Origin of the sequence: Stenotrophomonas sp. HMSC10F07, assembly GCF_001807895.1 — a bacterium.
In the GTDB taxonomy this organism is placed as follows: domain Bacteria; phylum Pseudomonadota; class Gammaproteobacteria; order Xanthomonadales; family Xanthomonadaceae; genus Stenotrophomonas; species Stenotrophomonas sepilia.
In genome coordinates, this window is the sequence record NZ_KV791361.1 from 62,538 (window position 1) to 77,883 (window position 15,346).

Annotated in this window: 14 protein-coding genes; 7 read left to right on the plus strand and 7 right to left on the minus strand. The window is 67.1% G+C overall.

All coding sequences use genetic code 11. The features are described from left to right. Window position 1: 1 nt before the first annotated feature. Window positions 2-886 carry an endonuclease/exonuclease/phosphatase family protein gene (locus tag HMPREF3114_RS07585; RefSeq protein WP_053497851.1) on the plus strand — a complete coding sequence of 295 codons (885 nt, stop codon included), beginning with the start codon at window positions 2-4 and terminating at the stop codon, window positions 884-886. A 165-nt stretch (window positions 887-1,051) separates the two neighbouring features. Here HMPREF3114_RS07585 and HMPREF3114_RS07590 read toward each other — a convergent pair whose 3' ends face one another. Then, on the minus strand, window positions 1,052-4,288 hold the full coding sequence (locus HMPREF3114_RS07590) for an Rne/Rng family ribonuclease (RefSeq protein WP_070489502.1): 3,237 nt from the start codon (window positions 4,286-4,288) through the stop codon (window positions 1,052-1,054). A 408-nt stretch (window positions 4,289-4,696) separates the two neighbouring features. Between HMPREF3114_RS07590 and HMPREF3114_RS07595 the strand changes: the two genes are divergently transcribed. Then, window positions 4,697-5,671 (plus strand): RluA family pseudouridine synthase, encoded by a 975-nt coding sequence (locus tag HMPREF3114_RS07595; protein ID WP_005417615.1) that lies wholly within the window; start codon window positions 4,697-4,699, stop codon window positions 5,669-5,671. A gap of 347 nt (window positions 5,672-6,018) precedes the next feature. Here HMPREF3114_RS07595 and zupT read toward each other — a convergent pair whose 3' ends face one another. From zupT to HMPREF3114_RS07610, 3 genes are all read right to left on the minus strand, one after another. After that, entirely contained in the window at window positions 6,019-6,828 is an 810-nt protein-coding gene (gene zupT / locus HMPREF3114_RS07600) for a zinc transporter ZupT (protein WP_005417614.1), read from the minus strand. A 97-nt stretch (window positions 6,829-6,925) separates the two neighbouring features. Continuing rightward, on the minus strand, window positions 6,926-7,342 hold the full coding sequence (locus tag HMPREF3114_RS07605; RefSeq protein ID WP_053497847.1) for an energy transducer TonB: 417 nt from the start codon (window positions 7,340-7,342) through the stop codon (window positions 6,926-6,928). Continuing rightward, window positions 7,339-7,689 (minus strand): 4a-hydroxytetrahydrobiopterin dehydratase, encoded by a 351-nt coding sequence (locus HMPREF3114_RS07610; RefSeq protein ID WP_021203009.1) that lies wholly within the window; start codon window positions 7,687-7,689, stop codon window positions 7,339-7,341. Before HMPREF3114_RS07610 ends, HMPREF3114_RS07605 begins: the two co-directional genes overlap by 4 nt. A 90-nt stretch (window positions 7,690-7,779) precedes the next feature. Between HMPREF3114_RS07610 and HMPREF3114_RS07615 the strand changes: the two genes are divergently transcribed. Next, entirely contained in the window at window positions 7,780-8,379 is a 600-nt protein-coding gene (locus HMPREF3114_RS07615) for an NfuA family Fe-S biogenesis protein (RefSeq protein ID WP_005417610.1), read from the plus strand. A gap of 10 nt (window positions 8,380-8,389) precedes the next feature. Continuing rightward, entirely contained in the window at window positions 8,390-10,150 is a 1,761-nt protein-coding gene (locus HMPREF3114_RS07620; RefSeq protein ID WP_070489504.1) for a hypothetical protein, read from the plus strand. A 132-nt stretch (window positions 10,151-10,282) separates the two neighbouring features. On the opposite strand, the gene HMPREF3114_RS07625 is transcribed toward HMPREF3114_RS07620, so the two are convergent. Then, complete coding sequence (locus HMPREF3114_RS07625; protein ID WP_053497844.1) at window positions 10,283-10,696, minus strand: barstar family protein; 414 nt, start codon at window positions 10,694-10,696, stop codon at window positions 10,283-10,285. Further along, window positions 10,696-11,145 (minus strand): guanyl-specific ribonuclease, encoded by a 450-nt coding sequence (locus HMPREF3114_RS07630; protein ID WP_053497842.1) that lies wholly within the window; start codon window positions 11,143-11,145, stop codon window positions 10,696-10,698. The genes HMPREF3114_RS07625 and HMPREF3114_RS07630 overlap by 1 nt, the downstream gene beginning before the upstream one ends. 219 nt (window positions 11,146-11,364) lie before the next feature. Between HMPREF3114_RS07630 and HMPREF3114_RS07635 the strand changes: the two genes are divergently transcribed. Next, window positions 11,365-11,976 (plus strand): superoxide dismutase, encoded by a 612-nt coding sequence (locus HMPREF3114_RS07635; protein WP_005410310.1) that lies wholly within the window; start codon window positions 11,365-11,367, stop codon window positions 11,974-11,976. Window positions 11,977-12,107: 131 nt separating this feature from the next. On the opposite strand, the gene HMPREF3114_RS07640 is transcribed toward HMPREF3114_RS07635, so the two are convergent. Next, the gene (locus tag HMPREF3114_RS07640; protein ID WP_032954310.1) at window positions 12,108-12,953 is read right to left on the minus strand and encodes an endonuclease/exonuclease/phosphatase family protein; all 846 of its coding nucleotides are present in this window, start codon (window positions 12,951-12,953) and stop codon (window positions 12,108-12,110) included. Window positions 12,954-13,115: 162 nt separating this feature from the next. Here HMPREF3114_RS07640 and HMPREF3114_RS07645 point away from each other — a divergent pair, with 162 nt between their 5' ends. Both HMPREF3114_RS07645 and HMPREF3114_RS07650 read left to right on the plus strand, forming a co-directional pair. Further along, the gene (locus tag HMPREF3114_RS07645) at window positions 13,116-14,681 is read left to right on the plus strand and encodes a POT-type proton-dependent oligopeptide transporter (RefSeq protein ID WP_005417593.1); all 1,566 of its coding nucleotides are present in this window, start codon (window positions 13,116-13,118) and stop codon (window positions 14,679-14,681) included. Between the two features lie 7 nt (window positions 14,682-14,688). Continuing rightward, entirely contained in the window at window positions 14,689-15,312 is a 624-nt protein-coding gene (locus HMPREF3114_RS07650; protein ID WP_005417591.1) for a rhomboid family intramembrane serine protease, read from the plus strand. Window positions 15,313-15,346 lie beyond the last annotated feature (34 nt).

Genomic DNA, 15,346 nt, shown 5'->3' on the forward strand with positions numbered 1-15,346 from the left:
GATGAAGCAGCAGGGGGCAAGGGTGCGCACGGCCGTGCGTGCCCTGGGACTGGCCATTGCATTGGCATTGCCGGGTGCGGTGATGGCAGCCGTGCCAACCGCCGCGACGGCGGCTGACGTCGCCAGCGCGCCAGGCATGAGCATGGTGACCTTCAACCTGCATCACGACCGCGAGGACTGGCCGAGCCGCCGCCGCACCATCCTGGCCGAACTCAAGCGCCTGCAGCCGGATGCGGTTGCCCTGCAGGAGGTGATCCAACGCCGTAACGTGCGCAACCAGGCACAGTGGCTGGCCAGCCAGCTGGGCTACAGGTACATCTTCGTCTCCACCGATCCGGTGGGCGCGCCGAAACGTTACGGCAACGCGCTGCTGAGCCGGCGCCCGATCCTCGCCCAAGGTGAGCACCTGTTGCGGCCGCTGGACGATTATCGGACCGTCGCCCATCTGCGTATCGATGTGGACGGCAAGGCGGTCAACGTCTATGCCACCCACTTCAACGAGCGCAGCGACGAGAATGGCCAGCGCATCCGTCGCACCCAGGTCGAGGATCTGCTGCGCTTCATCGCCAGCACCTCGGCCGGCGCACCGGTGGTGATCGCGGGCGACTTCAACGCACTGGTCGATGCCAGCGACCTGAGCGAGCTGCGCAGCCATTACGGTGACAGCTACGGCAGCGTGCACGTCAACACCGACCTGGCCGGGGTCAGTACGCTGAACAGGCACTACTACCCGGTGGCCTCGCGGATCGACCACATCTTCTTCCAGCAGGACGCGATGGTTGCACGCGAGGCCAAGCTCCTGTTCGACCAGCCCGATGACAGTGGTCGCTGGGCCTCGGACCACTACGGCGTGTGGACCCGCCTGCAGTTCGCTCCGACGCGCTGATGTCCTGGTAGGTGCCACCCTGGGTTGGCACGGACGTGTCCGCGTTCGCTCCAACAACGGCGCCGACCAGGGTTGGCCTCCCAGAGCGCTGCACGCGCCTGGCGCACAAACAGAAGCGGCGGGGATCATCGATCCCCGCCGCTTTTTCACGCGATCAAGGCGCGATCAGTTCGCCGGCGGCGTGCGCTTGGCGCCTTCTTCGCCTTCTTCGTCGGCCTTGGCTTCGGCCGCCTGGGCTGCCGCATCGGCGTGGCCATCGGCGACCGGATCGATCGACGGTGTCACCACTGCATCGGCGACCGGGGCCGCAGCTTCCACCGGTGCGGCTTCAACTGCCACCGGAGCGACCGGCTGTTCGGCCACCGGCGCGGTCTCGACGACCGGCTTGGCTTCAACCACCGGAGCAGCCTCAACGATCTCCGGCTTGGCTTCTGCCACCGGAGCGGCTTCGGTAGCGGCCGGCTTGGCTTCAGCCACCGGTGCAGCCTCGACTGCCGCCGGCTTCGCTTCGATCGCCTGAGCGACTTCAGCCACCGGGGCTGCTTCCACCGCGACCGGCTTTGCTTCGACCGCCGGTGCGGCAACAGCCACCGGTTGCGCCGGGGTTGCTGCGTCGATGGCATCGAGCATGCTGGTCTGCACCGGCGAGGACACCGGCTCTGCCTTGGCTGCGGCTTCAACCGCCGCCGGCACTTCGGCGGTGATCGGTGCGGCAGTCTCGACCACGGCGCTGCTCACCACCGCCACCGGTGCGGCGACAGCAGCGGCGGCAGTACGGACCGGCTTCTCGGCTTCGACAGCAACTGGTTCGGCTTCGTCATCGAAATCGAATTCCGGCTGCGCACGGGTCGGCTGTGCGGCGGCGACCGGAGTGGCCGGGGCGGCACTGTCGACGTTCGGCTCGACGCCCTCGGCGTCATCACCCTCGTCACCCTCGTCCTGGTCATCGCCCAGGCCGTCACCACCGGCAGCGTTCTCGGCGCCACCGCGACGACGACGACGGCCGCCACGACGGCCGCGACGGCGGCGGGTTGCACCTTCGCCAGCCTGCTCGCCATGGGCGTCGGCTGCAGTCTCTTCACCGGCAACCGCAACCACTTCGGCCTCGCCGGCAGCGGTCTCGACCGGTACTGCGTCCACCGGAGCGGCGGCCACCGGGGCAACCGGGGCGACCGGTGCAGTGGCTTCCTGCGCGGTCACCACGTTGGCGGCGACGGCGTTGGCGGCCACAGCTGCTGCCGCGGTCACACCTTCAACCGGGGCTTCGGCGACGCTGCGCTGCGGCTTCTCGGCCGGCTTGTCACCGTCCTGCTGCTGGCGCGGCTGCTTGGGCTGCTTCAGCTTCGGCTGGTTCTGGTTCTGGCCCTGCTGCTCGTTGCGCGGCTTGTTCTGCTGCTGCGGCTGCTGCTGGCCATCCTTCTGCTGCGGCTCTTTCTGCCTGCCCTGCTGCGGCTGCTGCTGGGCATTGCCGTTGTTGCGGCCGTCCTTGTTGCGCTGCTCAGCACGGTCCTTGCGGTTGCCGCCATCCTTCTGCTGCTGCGCGTTGCCGTTGCCACCGTTGCCACGGTTTTCGTCGCGACGGTCCTTGCGATCCTTGTTGCGATCCTTGTTGCGGTCCTTGCGACCACCGTCCTGCTGCTGGCGCGGAGCCGGGGCGGCCGGAGCCGGCGCCGGTGCCGGCTCGCCACCGAACACGCGCTTGAGCCAACCAATCACGCCGCCACTCGGAGCCGGCGCCACTGGCGCTGCCACGACCGGAGCCGGAGCGGCTGCAGCCGGAGCCGCTTCCTCGCGCACCGGGGCGGGAGAGGTGTGCTTGACCTGGGTCACTGCCGGCGGCGGGATGTTCAGCTGGCCCTTGGTCAGGGCGTGCACCGGCAGCTTGCGCGGGGTGCCGCGCTGGTAGCTGGGCTTGCTGCTCTCTTCACCCAGCTCGTTCTCACGCAGGCGGGTGACGGCATAGTGCGGGGTGTGCAGCTGCTCGTCGGCGACGATCACGATCGGCGCTTCGTGGCGCTGCTCGATCTCGCGCAGGGCGCTGCGCTTCTCGTTCAACAGGTAGTTGGCGATCTCCACCGGCGCCTGGACCAGCACCTGCCCGGTGTTCTCCTTCATCGCGTGCTCTTCGGCGACGCGGATGATCGACAGCGACAGCGACTCGACGCTGCGCATGCGGCCGTGGCCGTCGCAACGCGGGCAGACGATCTGGCTGGATTCGCCCAGGCTCGGGCGCAGGCGCTGGCGGCTCATTTCCAGCAGGCCGAAGCGCGAGATGCGGCCGACCTGCACGCGGGCACGGTCGTACTTCAGCGCGTTGGCCAGGCGGTTCTCGACCTCGCGCTGGTGCTTGTTGGAGGCCATGTCGATGAAGTCGATCACCACCAGGCCGCCCAGGTCGCGCAGGCGCAGTTGGCGAGCCACTTCCTCGGCCGCTTCCAGGTTGGTCTGGAACGCGGTGTCCTCGATGTCGCTGCCCTTGGTGGCGCGCGAGGAGTTCACGTCGACTGCGGTCAGTGCTTCGGTCTGGTCGACCACGATCGAGCCACCCGACGGCAGGCGCACGTTGCGCTCGTAGGCACCTTCGATCTGCGACTCGATCTGGAAGCGGTTGAACAGCGGGATGTCGTCCTTGTAGTGCTTGAGCTTGCGCAGGGTCTGCGGCATCACCTGCTGCATGAACTCGCGGGCGTGCTCGTACATCTCCTCGGTGTCCACCAGGATCTCGCCGATGTCGGCGCGCAGGTAGTCACGCAGGGCGCGCACGATCAGGCGTGATTCCTGGTAGATCAGGAACGGGGCCGGCTTGCTCAGTGCGGCTTCGGCGATGGCGCGCCAGACGTTGAGCAGGTAGTCCAGGTCCCACTGCAGCTCTTCCGCATCGCGACCGACGCCGGCGGTGCGGATGATCACCCCCATGTCGTCGGGAATGTTCAGCTTGTCCAGGGCCTCCTTCAGCGCGGCACGGTCTTCGCCCTCGATGCGGCGGGACACACCGCCGGCGCTGGGCGAGTTCGGCATCAGCACCATGTAGCGGCCGGCCAGCGAGATGAACGTGGTCAGGGCGGCGCCCTTGTTGCCACGCTCTTCCTTGTCGACCTGGACAACGATCTCCTGGCCTTCCTTCAGCAGCTCGCGGATACCGGCCTTGTTGTGGTCGACACCGGCCTGGAAGTAGTCGCGGGAAATCTCCTTCAGCGGCAGGAAGCCATGGCGGCCACCGCCATACTCGACGAAGGCGGCTTCCAGCGAGGGCTCGATGCGGAAGATCCGGCCCTTGTAGATGTTGGACTTCTTCTGTTCCTTCGACGGCTGTTCGATGTCGATGTCATACAACGACTGGCCATCCACGATGGCAACACGCAGCTCTTCAGCCTGCGTGGCGTTGATCAGCATTCGCTTCATTGTTGCGTTCCTCGCAAGCGGCTACCGCGCGGAACGCCATGGGGTTTCGCCTCTGGACACGGCTCGCCGCCCATTCGCGCAAGCGCGGGGAGGGCGGCTTGGGTTTCCAGCGCTACGACACCACGGCAGGCCGCGGGAGCGCTTCACTCTTATGGGTTTTTGGGTGTTGCAGGGCCGCAGGCAGCTGTCAGCCAGGCTGGAGCGCCACGCGGGACATGTTCAGCACGGTTGCGTGTCAGGCATCCGGCGATGGCCGGGAAGGCCGGTGAGCCGCTAACATGGCCGCCCCGCGGGCGGTGGTCGCGCACTGTGCCGGATTCGTCGGAAGCTGGGCTTCTGGCCCTGAGTAACTTCCAACGAAATCAATCCCTTATCTCGCCCCCCGAGTGTAACAGAATAAACAGCCTGATGACCGCCCAAGACCCGACCAAACCCGCTGGCGACAAGCCTTCCGTGCGCATGATCACCGTTCCCGCCGACCGCGCCGGCCAGCGCCTGGACAACTTCCTGCTCGGCCAGCTGAAGGGAGCCCCGCGCAGCCTGGTGTACAAGCTGGTGCGCAGTGGGCAGGTTCGGGTGAACGGCGGCCGCGCCAAGGCCGAGCGCAAGCTGGAGGCGGGCGATGAGGTGCGTGTGCCGCCGGTCCGTCTCAGCGAGGAAGGAGACAAGGCCGGTCCGCCGGAGGCGTTCATGCGCCGCCTGGAGCAGGCCATCGTCTTCGAGGACGCCCGGCTGCTGGCCCTGAACAAGCCCTCCGGCGTGGCCAGCCACGGCGGCAGCGGCATCAGCTTCGGTGCCATCGAGACCCTGCGCGCCTTGCGCCCGGGACAGACACTGGAGCTGGTCCATCGGCTGGATCGCGACACCTCGGGCCTGCTGATCGTGGCCAAGAAGCGTTCAGCACTGAGCGAACTGCAGGCGCTGTTGCGTGAAGACCACGGCGCCGGCATCCGCAAGCGCTATCTGACCCTGCTGGCCGGCCGCATGCCGGACGGCGTGATGACCGTCGACGCGCCGCTGCACGTGGGCCTGCGCCAAGGCGGCGAGCGCCATGTACAGGTCAATGCGATCGGCAAGGAATCGATCAGTCACTTCCGGGTGCTGGAGCGCCGCAGCGGCCATTCCTACTGCGAGGTGCGCATCGAAACCGGCCGCACCCATCAGATCCGCGTGCATGCCCAGCATCTGGGCCATCCGGTGGCCGGTGACGACAAATACGGCGATCCTGCGGTCAACAAGCGGCTTCGTGAGCAGATCGGGCTGAAGCGACTGTTTCTGCACGCGGCCTCGCTGGAGTTTGCACTGGATGACGGCAAGAGTCCGTATGTGCTGAACGCGCCGCTGGCCGATGAGCTGGTCGAGGCGCTGGACCGGCTGCGCTGACGGCGGTTCGGCGGCGCCGGGTGCTTGGTCGGCGCCGTCGCTTCCCTGCGGAGAGTGGGCTTGTCACTTTCTTTGCTCGTGCAAAGAAAGTAACCAAAGAAACACGCCGCCATCCGCGAGCCGGCGCTGCGCGCCGGTGCCCTGCGCTCCTCGGTCCGCCGAGGGACGGCGCGGAACTCGCTGCGCTCAGACACCCGCGCCTCTTCGCCCTCGCCGGACCTGCGGTGCTCGGCTCGCTACAAGGCGGACCCGGACATCCGCAGCGTAGGCCCATACCCGCCCGTGACCTCTCGATACTGTGGGACGTACCAGCCGCGAGGGGGCTCAGCCCGTTGGCTGCAAACCCCTCACCACTTGAACAGCACCAGGCTGATCGCCAGCGTGCCCATGCCCGCCACCAGCCCATAAACGGTCTCGTGGCCCTTCGCATAGCGCTTGGCGGCCGGCAGCAGTTCATCCAGTGCCAGGAACACCATCACGCCGGCAATCAGCCCGAACACCCAGCCGAAGGTGGCGTGCGAAAGCGACCCGGACAGCAACCAGTAGCCGAGCGCCGCGCCCACCGGCTCGGCCAGACCCGACAGCAGGCTGGCGCTGAATGCATAGGCCTTGTTCTGGGTGGCGAAGTACACCGGCACCGCGATCGCGATGCCCTCGGGGATGTTGTGGATGGCAATCGCAAAGGCCAGTGGCATGCCCACCGACGGGCTTTCCAGCGTGGCGAAGAAGGTCGCCAGCCCTTCCGGGAAATTGTGCGCGGTGATCGCGACGGAAGTCAGCAGCGCGACCCGCTTCAGGTACTCGCGGCTGTTCTCGCGGAACGCGGGATCCTGCTTGTCCAGGCTGTCATGCGGGTTGGGAATGAAGTGGTCGATCAGCACGATCACGATCACGCCAAGCAGGAACGCGAGGGTGCCGTAGGTGAAACCGGTGCGCTCGCCATGGGCCAGTGCGAACGAAGCAATGGACTTGTTGAGGATTTCCGACAGCGACACATAGACCATCGCGCCGCCGGCGAAGGCCAGGCCAAAGGCCAGCAGGCGCGGGTTGGGGCGGCGCGAGAACAGCACCAGCAGGCTGCCGATCGCAGTGGCGAGGCCGGCCGCGAGGGTGACCGCCAGCGCAATCCAGATGTTTTCGGGGGGAATCTGCAGCATCTACCGACGCAGTCCTGGTCAACAGACAGCCGCCCCGGACAGGGCCGGGGCGGCGAGGGCGAGGCGGGCGCCGGCTGGCCTCGTCGGGTGCGTGCGATCAGCCGCCGCGGCGCAGGCGCTCTTCAATGGCGAAGCACTGGTCCGGCTTCGGCTGCGGCGGGTTGAAGCTGACCGGCACCTGGATGGTGGCCGGCACCGGCTGGCCGTTGCGGGTGGCGGCATTGAACTGCCAGCCCTGCACGGCAGTCTTGGCCAGCTCGTCCAGCTGCGGGTTGCCGGCGCCAGTCAGCAGGGCCACTTCGCTCGGCTTGCCGTCGGTGCCGATGGTCACCTTGAACGTACTGGTGCCGCCCACGCCCATGCAGGCCAGTTCAAGCGGGTACTGCGGCGGCGGCGTCTTCACCGCTGCGACTTCGGTCGGCGGAGGCGGTGGCGGTGCCGGCGGTTCGGATGAACCACAGCCGGCCAGGCCGGTCGCAGCGATCAGGGACAGGCTCAGCAAGCGTACGTTCATGGTAGTTGCTCCGTCAGGGCCGAAGTCTTTGCCGCGCAGATGAAGTCGTTCTCGCTCAGGCCACCCACGTCGTGGGTGGAAAAGCGCACGACCGCGCGGTCGTAGTGCACGCCCAGGTCCGGATGGTGGTCCTCGCGATGGGCAATCCAGGCCAGCGCGTTCACGAAGGCCATGGTGGCGTAGTAATCCTTGAAGCGGAAGGTGCGCGTCAGGGCCTGCCCGCCCTCGCTCAGCTCCCAGCCGGGAACCTGCGGCAGCAGTTCGGCCAGGCGGGCTTCGCCGAGCTTGTGGTCGCTGCCTTTGCGTGGCACGCAACGGGCCTGGGCCAGTGGAATCAGGTCGGCCATGGGAATCTCCACCTCGTGTTGACTGAACAATGCGCCGGACGGTGTATAAACCGAATGAGCGGCTGACGCTTACTTGGCTAGAATAGCCTGATGATCCAGATCTCCGACACTGCCCAGACCCATTTCCGCAAGCTGATCGAACGCGAGGGCGTGCCTGGCATGGGCGTGCGCCTGAGCGCGGTCGACCCCGGTACCCCGCGCGCCGACGCGCGGCTGGAGTTCGCCGAACCCACCGACCTGCTGGGCGACGAGTGGGCGGTGGACTGCGATGGCTTCACCCTCTATGTCGATGCCGGCAGCGTTGGCTGGCTCGACGGTGCCGAGATCGACATCGTCGCCGGCGCTGCAGGTGCCCAGCAGCTGACCATCAAGGCGCCGCGCATCAAGGGTGAAGCGCCCGGTGATGCGGCTTCGCTGGTGGAGCGCGTGCACTGGGTGGTGGAGAACGAAGTCAATCCGCAGCTGGCCTCGCATGGCGGCAAGGTGGCCGTGCAGGAAGTCTCGTCCGACGGCGTGGTGCTGCTGCGCTTCGGCGGTGGTTGCCAGGGCTGCGGCATGGCCGACGTGACGCTCAAGCAGGGCATCGAAAAGACCCTGATGGGCCGCGTGCCGGGCGTGACCGCCGTGCGCGACGCGACCGACCACGACAGCGGCCACGCGCCGTACATCCCGCGCGACAACGTCGCCTGATCGCTGACGCGTGCCTCTGAGCCGGGCCGAGCAACTCATCGATCTGCTGCTGGTGCGCCAGCAGCCCCGCGCTGTCCTTGAGAAGACCACGCGCCTGCCTTATGGCTGGGCGTTGTGGCTGCGCTCGCTGGGGCCGCTGCCGCGACCGCTGCACGCCCGCGAAATGATTGCGGTATTGCTGCCGCGTCCGCTGCCCGCCCGGCCAGGCCAATCGCCGCAGCTGTCGCTGTGGCAGGCGTTGCGCCGTCTGTTCTGGCAGGACTGGGACGCTGCGCCACGCGACCAGCGCTGGATGCGCTGGACCTCGGCACTGATCAGCGCATTGCTGCACCTGCTGTTCTTCATGCTGCTGCTGTGGGTGGCGGTGATCCGCACCACTGCGCCAGACGAACAGGGTACCGAGGGCGAGCGCGTGCAGGTGGAGTTCGTCGGCCGCGCGACCCAGGAAGGCGGGGGCGATCAGCCAGGCGCCGAAGTCGCTGCGGCCGCTGCGGCAGGTCGGGTTGCGACGGGGCAGCAGGCCGGTGCCGCCACAGCTCCTGCCCCGCGCCCGGCGACTGTCGAAGCCGCTGCGTCTTCCCCTGCATCCGCGCCGACCGCCAGTGTTCCTCCGCCGCCAGCCGAAGCTGAGCCGGCGCCGGTTGCCGCGCCGCCGCCTTCGCCGGTCCAGGCCACCGAGGTGGCGCAGGCCAGCACGGATTTCGTGGTGCCGCCGGTCAGCGTGCCGCGAACCGAAGTCAGCGTCGTGCCGCGGGACAGCACGCCCAGCGTACGCGAGCGCAGCGTGCAGCCGGTGCACGCGTCGCCGGCGCCTGCCCAGGTGCGCACCCCGGAGCTGGCCGTGCGCACACCTCAGGTGCGTGACATCCAGGTGCGCGAACGCGAAGTCAGCATCGTCGAAGCGCCCGTCGCGCCCCAACCGCTGCGCAGCCCTGAAATGCAGGTTCGCGTGCCACAGCAGGACGTGCAGGTGCTTGAACGTGAAGTGCAGGCCGTGGCCGATCCGCAGGTGCGGATGGCGGCGGTGGCCGGGCGTGAGCCCGCCGTACGCGCGCCCACCGGCCGTGATGTACAGGTGCGGGAGCGTGAAGTGGCCCCGGCACCGGCGGTGGCACCGGCATCCTCCAGTGGCAGTGCCACCGTGACGCCTGCGGCTGCGGCCCAAGGCCGCGCGGCGCAGACGAGCAGCAGCACGCGTCCGTCAGCCTCCAGCAGCACACCGGCAAACGCAGGAGCGCGCCCGGCCCCCGATCCCGGCAACTGGGCGACACCGGCCAAGGGCGATGACTGGGGATCTTCCAGCCGCAGCCGCGACGGCAGCAATGGCGGTGCCCGCCAGGCCAGTGCCGCCGGCAGGGGCAATGGCCTGTTCAATGCCGATGGCAGCGTACGCGTGCCGGGCCAGGACGGCGACGGCCACGCCGAGCGAGGTGCGCCCGGTGGCGCCAACGACGGCTGGAGCAAGGAGCGCATCGCGCAATCGGGCACATGGCTGAAACGTCCGCCGTACGACTACACGCCGACGTCGTTCGACAAGTACTGGGTGCCACAGGAATCGCTGCTGGCCGAATGGGTGCGCAAGGGCGTCAAGGCGATGGAGATTCCACTGCCGGGCACCAACACGAGGATTTCCTGCGTCATTTCGATCCTGCAGGCCGGCGGTGGCTGTGGCCTGACCAACCCCAACATGCAGGACCAGCCGGCCGTGGCACGGCCGCCGCCGGACATTCCGTTCAAGAAAGAACTGCAGGAAGACAACGGCAGCCGCTAGGACGGCGCATCCACGCATGGCGTGGATCTACTGTGCATCCAGCTGCGCCGGGTAGATCCACGCCATGCGTGGATGATCCATGCGGGGACACGCCCATGCCGACCAAGGTCGGCCTCTACCAGGGCGTTGCCCCTACGCGCTCTGTGACAGGAACACCCAGAACGGTACATCGCGACCGACCCAATCGCGGCTGGCTTCATCCATCACGTCCAGCAGGGTGTCGAAGTCCCTCTGTGCGTTGGCACGCAGTGCATCCACGTCGGCCAGGAACAGCGCGTAGCCGTTGGCCGGCAGCCATTGCAGATCACGCAGATTGTCTGACAGTGCATCCCAGTTGCCGCCGAAACCGGCCGGGAAATCCAGTTGCGCGGCGAGCCGGGCGAGCAGGGTGCGCTTGTTCGTCACGCCTTCCAGGTCAATGCGGATCACCTTGAGGCTGGCATCGCGCATTGCTGCGGCCAGTGCGCCGATGTCATCGCTGTCGATGGCATAGACGCCGGCATTATTGATGTCATGCAGGCCGAGGCCGAAATCATCGTGGCTCATCACTGCGCTCCTTGGGCCGGTACGGTGAAGCTGCGGAACGATTCGTAGTGGTCGTCGGTGTAGTACCACGCCTCCGGCGGATCGCCGCCGGTGACGATGCGGCGCGTGCCACGCGTGCGTGCGCCGGGGGTGTCGACGGTGTACTCGCGGTAGTAGCCACGCGGACGTTGCGGCAATTGCTGTTCACGGTTGCCGAAGGTGCTGCCGTCCTGGCGGTGCGGGAATGGACCGCCTCGTTGGATCAGGGCAATGGTCTGGCGTGCTTCGGTGGGCAGGAACGCGGGCAGGCCGTGGTCACCTGCACCGGGCGCGGCCGGCGCAGGCGCGGCGGGTGTGCCCTGCAGGTCCGGTGCGAACTGTGGCGTCGGCGGCCGCTGCAGGAAATGGTTGGCGACCAGGCCGAGCAGCAGCAGGGCGATGGCGGTGATCAGCAGCCGGGGGTTGCGCATGGGCAGGGGCGGGCGAGGGTGGTGCACGCACTGTAGCGCCTGCGCGCTGCATGGCGCATGAGGAGGGTGCCGCGTCACTGCTGCGTAACAATTGCCGTCGTGCTCACTGGCAGGACGCAATTTCCTTTACATCCCCCTTGGTAATCTGCGGGTCTGTCCCCATCATTCACCGCGCACCGCCCGACATCGTCGGGTGCCCTCGCAATCAGGAGATGCATCATGGCCTACACCCTGCCCAAGCTGTCCTACGCCTACGACGCGCTGGAGCCGCATATCGATGCGGCGACGATGGAAATCCATCACACCAAGCATCACCAGACCTACATCAACAACGTCAACGCGGCGCTGGAAGGCACCGAATACGCTGACCTGCCGGTCGAAGAGCTGGTGAAGAAGCTCAAGTCGCTGCCGGAGAACCTGCAGGGTCCGGTGCGCAACAACGGTGGTGGCCATGCCAACCACTCGCTGTTCTGGACCGTGATGGCCCCGAACGCGGGCGGCAACCCGGTGGGTGACGTGGCCAAGGCCATCGACAAGGACCTGGGCGGTTTCGACAAGTTCAAGGATGCCTTCACCAAGGCGGCGCTGACCCGTTTCGGCAGTGGCTGGGCATGGCTGAGCGTGACCCCGGACAAGAAGGTCGTGGTCGAGAGCACCGGCAACCAGGACAGCCCGCTGATGGAAGGCAACACGCCGATCCTCGGCCTGGACGTTTGGGAGCACGCGTACTACCTGAAGTACCAGAACCGCCGCCCGGAATACATCGGCGCGTTCTTCAACGTCATCGACTGGAATGAAGTCGAGCGCCGTTACCAGGAAGCGATCGCCTGATTGCGGTGATGGGATGAGTGGAAAGGCCGGGGGAGACCCCGGCCTTTCCTGTTGCAGGATTCATTCGGTAGCGCCGGCCGCTGGCCCGCAATCGTGTGGTCCCCGGGGAGCCGGCCAGCGGCCGGCACGACCTATTCGGCAGTGGCCGTATCGTCCTGCAGGCGCAGGGTTGCCAACACGCCCAGGCGCAGTCCGGGCAGGTCGCCGTCGGCGGGCAGCAGGATCGGCTGCTGGCGGATGCCGCCGAAGTGCTTGACCTGGAACAGCACGTCCAAGCCGTGGCCACTGGCGCCGCCACCACTGGCTGCAGGCGGCTCGGCGCGGCCGCCGGGATTGCGCCGTGCCGGCTGGAAGCCGGGCGTGCTACGCACCAGCTCCACCGTGCTGGCCGAAAAGTCGCCCGCGATCAGGCTGGGCATGCCTTCGGCGGTGGCGCCGATCCAGGTCATCAGGTCGCTGGTCTGGTGTTGGCGGGCGGTGGCCTCGTCCGGGTCCGGGCGCAGCCGCGCCACATAGATGTTGACCAGCGCCTCGCCCAGCTTCAGCCGCATCATGCCGGCCGCACTGAAGGTGCCGGGAGGATGCAGCAGGGTCACGCCGTCCTCGCTCACCGGCAGCCGGGTCAGCATGGCGTTGCCATGCCGCAGTGGCTGGCTGGGTGGGTCGGCGGTGACGAAGTCGCAACTGTAGCGCAGCCGGCTGGCCAGCCAGCAGGCCGGGTTGCGGCCTTGCTGCTGCAGCACCTGCTGCACCGAGATCACGTCCGGCTGCAGGTCAGTCAGCAGTTGTGCGACCTGCTCGCGGCGTTGCTTCCATTGCGCGTCATCGCGGCTGGGCAACTCCAGCGCGGCCACGGTCAGCTGCCGGGGCGCGCTCTCACTGGCGGCGGCCGGCGCCTGCGGCCGCGCCTGTACCTGCAACGCCGGCAGCAGCACGAGACAGCTGAGCAGGAGGCGGGCGGGGGCGAGGGGGCGCATAACGATAAGTTTACGCTTTTGTCGTGCAGGTGCCGTGACTTCCGGCAGGGCCTGCACTGCCTGCCATGGATTGGCACCGTTGTCATGCAGCCCTGCAGCGTGCTTCGCAAGCCCCGGTTCCGGTAACCTTGCGCCTTTCGCTTTGCAGGAATGCCTTACAGGATGAGCCACGACGCAGTCGCCCCCATCGCCGGCCAAGGAAAGATGCCGCGCCAGATTCCGTACATCATCGGCAATGAGGCCTGCGAACGGTTCAGTTTCTACGGGATGCGCAACATCCTGGTGCAGTTCCTGATCACCTCGCTGCTGCTGCAGGAAATCACTGCGGAAGGCCGTGCCGGTGAAGCCAAGGACATCATGCACAGCTTCATGATCGGCGTGTATTTCTTCCCGCTGCTCGGTGGCTGGCTGGCCGACAGGTTCTTCGGCAAGTACCACACGATCCTCTGGTTCAGCCTGGTCTACTGCGCCGGCCACCTGTGCCTGGCGCTGTTCGAGAACAGCCGCGAGGGCTTCTTCCTCGGCCTGGGCCTGATCGCGCTGGGTGCCGGTGGCATCAAGCCGCTGGTGGCCTCGTTCATGGGCGACCAGTTCGACCAGAGCAACAAGCACCTGGCCAAGATCGTCTTCGACGCCTTCTACTGGATCATCAACTTCGGTTCGCTGTTCGCCTCGCTGCTGATCCCGCTGGTACTGAAGAACTGGGGGCCGCAGTGGGCGTTCGGTATCCCGGGCATCCTGATGTTCATTGCTACCTTCGTGTTCTGGCTGGGCCGCAAGCGCTACGTGCTGGTGCCGCTGCCGCCGAAGGATCCGCATTCGTTCGCCAACGTGGTGCGTACCGCGCTGACCACGCGCGTGGCCGGCCAGGGCCGTCCGGGCCTGGTGATCGCCGTGCTCGGCCTGGCGCTGGCTGCAGCCTCGTTCGGCCTGGTCGGCTCGCTGGGCATCGTGATCTGCCTGTGCCTGGCGCTGGTGTCGATCCTGGCGGGCATCGGTGGTGGCACCTGGCTGCAGCTCGATCGCGCCCGCGGCCAGCATCCGGCCGAAGCCGTGGAAGGCGTGCGCTCGGTGCTGCGCGTGCTGGTGATCTTCGCGCTGACCACGCCGTTCTTCTCGCTGTTCGACCAGAAGGCCTCGACCTGGGTCCTGCAGGGCCAGCAGATGCAGATGCCGAGCTGGTTCACCGCCTCGCAGATGCAGGCACTGAATCCGCTGCTGGTGATGATCCTGATTCCGTTCAACAACCTGGTGCTGTACCCGGCCCTGCGCCGCTTCGGCTTCGAGCCGACCGCGCTGCGCCGCATGACCGCCGGCATCGCCTTCAGCGGCCTGGCCTGGATCGTGGTCGGCGGCATCCAGGTGGTGATGGACGGCGGCAACGCCATGTCGATCTTCTGGCAGATGCTGCCGTATGCGCTGCTGACCTTCGGTGAGGTGCTGGTCTCGGCCACCGGCCTGGAGTTCGCCTACAGCCAGGCGCCGCAGGCGATGAAGGGCGTGGTGATGAGCTTCTGGAACCTGACCACCACCATCGGCAACCTGTGGGTGCTGCTGTCGAACGCTGCCGTGCGCAACGATGCCGTGACCCACAGGATCGCCAGTACGGGCCTGAGCGAAGCGGCGTTCCTGATGTTCTTCTTCGCCGGTTTCGCCTTCGTCGCGGCGTTGGCCTTCGGTTGGTACGCGAAACGCTATCGTATGGTCGACAACTACCGTAGCGCCTGAGCCTGACATGACCCCCGTCAATCTGCTGTTGATCGCCATCACCGCCATCCTGTCGTGGATGGCGTTCAACAACCGCAAGCTGGCCGACCGCCTGATCCTGTGGCCGCCGGCCGTCGACCGCCATCGCCAGTACGACCGGCTGGTGACCTATGGCTTCATCCACGCCGACTGGTCGCACCTGATCTTCAACATGATCACCCTGTTCTTCTTCGGGGGATTCATCGAGAGCGTGATGGTGCAGTTGACCGGCAGCTACCTGACCTACCCGGCGTTCTACATCGGCGCGCTGCTGGTCTCGATCCTGCCCAGCTACCTGAAGAACCAGAAGAATCCGAACTACCTCAGCCTCGGGGCATCCGGTGCGGTGTCGGCGGTGCTGTTCGCCTTCATCCTGATCAAGCCGTGGTCGATCATCCTGGTGTTCTTCATCCCGGCACCGGCGATCATCTATGCCGCGTTCTACGTCGGCTACAGCATCTGGATGGACAAGCGCGGCGGCGATCGCATCAACCACAGCGCGCACCTGGCAGGTGCGGCGTTCGGCGTGATCTTCATGCTGGCCATGCAGCCGAGCATCTTCAACCACTTCCTGCGCGAACTCTCCAACCCGACCTTCCGCCTGGGCGGCTGAAGCGTGCCGGGGTCGGATCCTGCGGATCCGACCC

Excerpts from the sequence above, each read along its gene's own strand:
- HMPREF3114_RS07585 (WP_053497851.1), top strand. The coding sequence starts at position 2 with ATGAAGCAGCAGGGGGCAAGGGTGCGCACGGCCGTGCGTGCCCTGGGA.
- HMPREF3114_RS07590 (WP_070489502.1), bottom strand. The coding sequence starts at position 4,288 with ATGAAGCGAATGCTGATCAACGCCACGCAGGCTGAAGAGCTGCGTGTT.
- HMPREF3114_RS07595 (WP_005417615.1), top strand. The coding sequence starts at position 4,697 with ATGACCGCCCAAGACCCGACCAAACCCGCTGGCGACAAGCCTTCCGTG.
- zupT (WP_005417614.1), bottom strand. The coding sequence starts at position 6,828 with ATGCTGCAGATTCCCCCCGAAAACATCTGGATTGCGCTGGCGGTCACC.
- HMPREF3114_RS07605 (WP_053497847.1), bottom strand. The coding sequence starts at position 7,342 with ATGAACGTACGCTTGCTGAGCCTGTCCCTGATCGCTGCGACCGGCCTG.
- HMPREF3114_RS07610 (WP_021203009.1), bottom strand. The coding sequence starts at position 7,689 with ATGGCCGACCTGATTCCACTGGCCCAGGCCCGTTGCGTGCCACGCAAA.
- HMPREF3114_RS07615 (WP_005417610.1), top strand. The coding sequence starts at position 7,780 with ATGATCCAGATCTCCGACACTGCCCAGACCCATTTCCGCAAGCTGATC.
- HMPREF3114_RS07625 (WP_053497844.1), bottom strand. The coding sequence starts at position 10,696 with ATGAGCCACGATGATTTCGGCCTCGGCCTGCATGACATCAATAATGCC.
- HMPREF3114_RS07630 (WP_053497842.1), bottom strand. The coding sequence starts at position 11,145 with ATGCGCAACCCCCGGCTGCTGATCACCGCCATCGCCCTGCTGCTGCTC.
- HMPREF3114_RS07635 (WP_005410310.1), top strand. The coding sequence starts at position 11,365 with ATGGCCTACACCCTGCCCAAGCTGTCCTACGCCTACGACGCGCTGGAG.
- HMPREF3114_RS07640 (WP_032954310.1), bottom strand. The coding sequence starts at position 12,953 with ATGCGCCCCCTCGCCCCCGCCCGCCTCCTGCTCAGCTGTCTCGTGCTG.
- HMPREF3114_RS07645 (WP_005417593.1), top strand. The coding sequence starts at position 13,116 with ATGAGCCACGACGCAGTCGCCCCCATCGCCGGCCAAGGAAAGATGCCG.
- HMPREF3114_RS07650 (WP_005417591.1), top strand. The coding sequence starts at position 14,689 with ATGACCCCCGTCAATCTGCTGTTGATCGCCATCACCGCCATCCTGTCG.